At 51.2% G+C, this 2,424-nt stretch carries 2 protein-coding genes and 1 pseudogene; all 3 read right to left on the bottom strand.

The window, feature by feature from the left end; all coding sequences use genetic code 11:
• Positions 1–147 precede the first annotated feature (147 nt).
• A complete protein-coding gene (locus CSZ94_RS27100) occupies positions 148–1,089 on the bottom strand; it encodes an ATP-binding protein (protein WP_102124328.1) in 942 nt (313 codons plus the stop codon).
• Positions 1,086–2,303 carry a sigma-70 family RNA polymerase sigma factor gene (locus tag CSZ94_RS27095; protein ID WP_146009919.1) on the bottom strand — a complete coding sequence of 406 codons (1,218 nt, stop codon included), beginning with the start codon at positions 2,301–2,303 and terminating at the stop codon, positions 1,086–1,088. Before CSZ94_RS27095 ends, CSZ94_RS27100 begins: the two co-directional genes overlap by 4 nt.
• Positions 2,269–2,424, bottom strand: a pseudogene (locus CSZ94_RS29110) (IS481 family transposase); the annotation flags it as partial. The gene CSZ94_RS27095 and the pseudogene CSZ94_RS29110, both read right to left, overlap by 35 nt.

Here is a 2,424-nt window from a genome sequence, read left to right as displayed (position 1 = left end):
ATCCTCGGGCTTCTGGTAGTTGGCCAGCAAGCTGTCGGCCAGTTTGAGCAGTTCCGGGTCGGGCTTGGCCCGCTTGTTACGCTTTACAACGGTCATTGTTTCTCCTTGGTGGCGGCAGTGTCCTGCCAAATGACCGTTTACACAAAATTATTTACACCCTCGGCGATGGGCCTCTTCTCGGTTCCAAGCACGAGCGTTGCCCAGTCCTAGCCATCCGCCTGCGAGGAGAAGACGCTCATTTCGATACACGTAAAAGCCCTGCTGTGCGGTCCATCCTGCAGGGCCTGCGTTCTCCTCAAATTCAGCAGCCGTTAGCTTGTCGCGGTGTGGTAACACATGGCATTGAACTGCGACATGCCCGTAGCTGGTCGAGTGGTTCGTCACTGGTGAGGTCCATGACTTCGCAGAATTACCTGACATAAATGGGTCCCAAGGAGCGACAGCTCTGCCGTTGAGTAGTAGTTTGAGCTTGGCACGGGGACCTTGAAGCAGGCGATGAAAAACCATTGCCAAATGCGATTCAACTGTATCGATCAGGTCATTAAAGTTATCCGCTGTATAGCCATCCGTGACGATTCGATCCATCAACTCCCAGAGCACCAGTGTTCCAGATTTCGCGGCGATGAGTGCGTTGAGATAGGCGGCCGAACCAGAAGCCGGGCCTTCAAATAAAAGCCAGCCACCCTCCGGGTTTGCCGCCAACTCGTCCAAGTCCCAACGCAAGCAGCTTTCGGTTTCGTTTTTTACGGTCTTTACAGTTAGGCGGCGGCATTGCGAAAACGAAGCTGTTTTTAGCCCCATCCCAAAGCGGCCAAGATCATGCGAAGCCCGAACATCAAGTGGATTTTTATCACCCAGTCGCATCGCACTTTCTAGCTCGGCATCGGTCATACCTCGGCCGTTATCCAAAATGGAAATGCGACTCGCAGTGCCATCCCAAATGAAATCAACGCGGATTTCCGTTGCTCCGGCGGAGATGCTGTTGTCGATGACGTCCGCCAGTGCCGTAGACGTTGAATAGCCTAAACCCCGGAGAGCCTCAAGCATCGCCATTGCGTGAGGTGGTGCACTACGTGTTTTCAAAGTCATTTCCAGTAGCCTTTTCCTGGCGAAAATTCAAAACCGACGGCCAACAGCTTGCGAACGAGTTTGCGATGCTTTCCATTGCTGATGTCCGCCACGTCTACCCAAATTTTTCCTGAGGTCCCTTGGCGATCATCTAACACACGAACACCTGCGTCCTCCATTTGGGACAACAGCCGACCTAAAGACTTTAATGTCACCATCAATTGGATGAGTGCACTAGATTCATTAGGTGAAGACATTTTCACATAAGTAATTGGGTCTTCATTGATCTCACTGGAAGGATCTATCTTGGGCGGTTGGTCGACGTCCGCAATGATCTCCTCTACGATGGCACCGTCTGCCTCATCAGCTTCATCTGCTGACACGTCGACACTTGGCGGTTTTTCCCCTCTCACTGGCAGACTTCCATAGAGCGCCAATAACAGCCGATCTGAATGAATAGGATTGCGTAGTTTTCGAAGAGATTTGGCTTCGATCTGACGGATGCGCTCCCTTGTAACACCGTAAGCCACGCCAACCTCTTCTAGAGTGAACGAGTTACTCACTCCGATACCAAAGCGGAGGCGAGTCACCTTCTCTTCTTTCCGTTTGAGCGTCAAAATTACAGAGTCCACTGTCCGGCAGCACTGTGATTCTGCACAGGATTCGAACGGATCTGGCGACACCAGGCTGTCATAAGCACTCGCATCGATCAGCTCCTCATCAAATTCATCATCAATCGATGTCGGTTCTTGCGGAATCCGCTCAAGTGTTCCGAGAATACGTAAGCTGATACCCAGACGCTCTGCGATTTCTGCTGGCTCCGGCGGGCGTCCAGTTTCCGATTCAAAGGCTCGCGTTTCTTTTGAGAGTTTTTGAAGCTTGTCGTGAACATGAACAGGAATTCGTATTGTACGGACAGTGTCTGCAACAGCACGGCCTACTTGCTGGCGTATCCACCACGTCGCATAAGTCGAGAACTTATAACCTCGTCGCCAATCAAAGCGTTCGACCGCCTTCATCAGACCGATATTTGCTTCTTGGGCCAAGTCGTCAAGAGGCTCGCCGCTATACAGATATTTTTTGGCGATATGGAATGCCAGTTTCAAGTTGGCAGCAGCCATCTGTTCACGAGCTTGCAAATAGTCCGTTATCGCGGCTACAAATGCATCAGCTGATTCATGAAAGTCCGTAGCTGCGGTCTTAGCTAGTCCGAACAGGAATGACGTAGTTGTCAAGACCGGCCTGGTTATATACGCGTTTAACGAATAATTCCGGCTTTTTCTCCTGCCATTTCTTCATCGCCTGAATCGGTGTTGCGTTATCCAAGGCGCGCTGGGGAATGTTGTGGTTGTAGAT

This window comes from Janthinobacterium sp. ROICE36 (assembly GCF_002869965.1).
GTDB lineage: Bacteria > Pseudomonadota > Gammaproteobacteria > Burkholderiales > Burkholderiaceae_D > Janthinobacterium.
The sequence above is the reverse complement of the archived record's forward strand: the minus strand, read 5'-3'. Positions and strand labels throughout refer to the sequence as shown.

Excerpts from the sequence above, each read along its gene's own strand:
- CSZ94_RS27100 (WP_102124328.1), bottom strand. The coding sequence starts at position 1,089 with ATGACTTTGAAAACACGTAGTGCACCACCTCACGCAATGGCGATGCTT.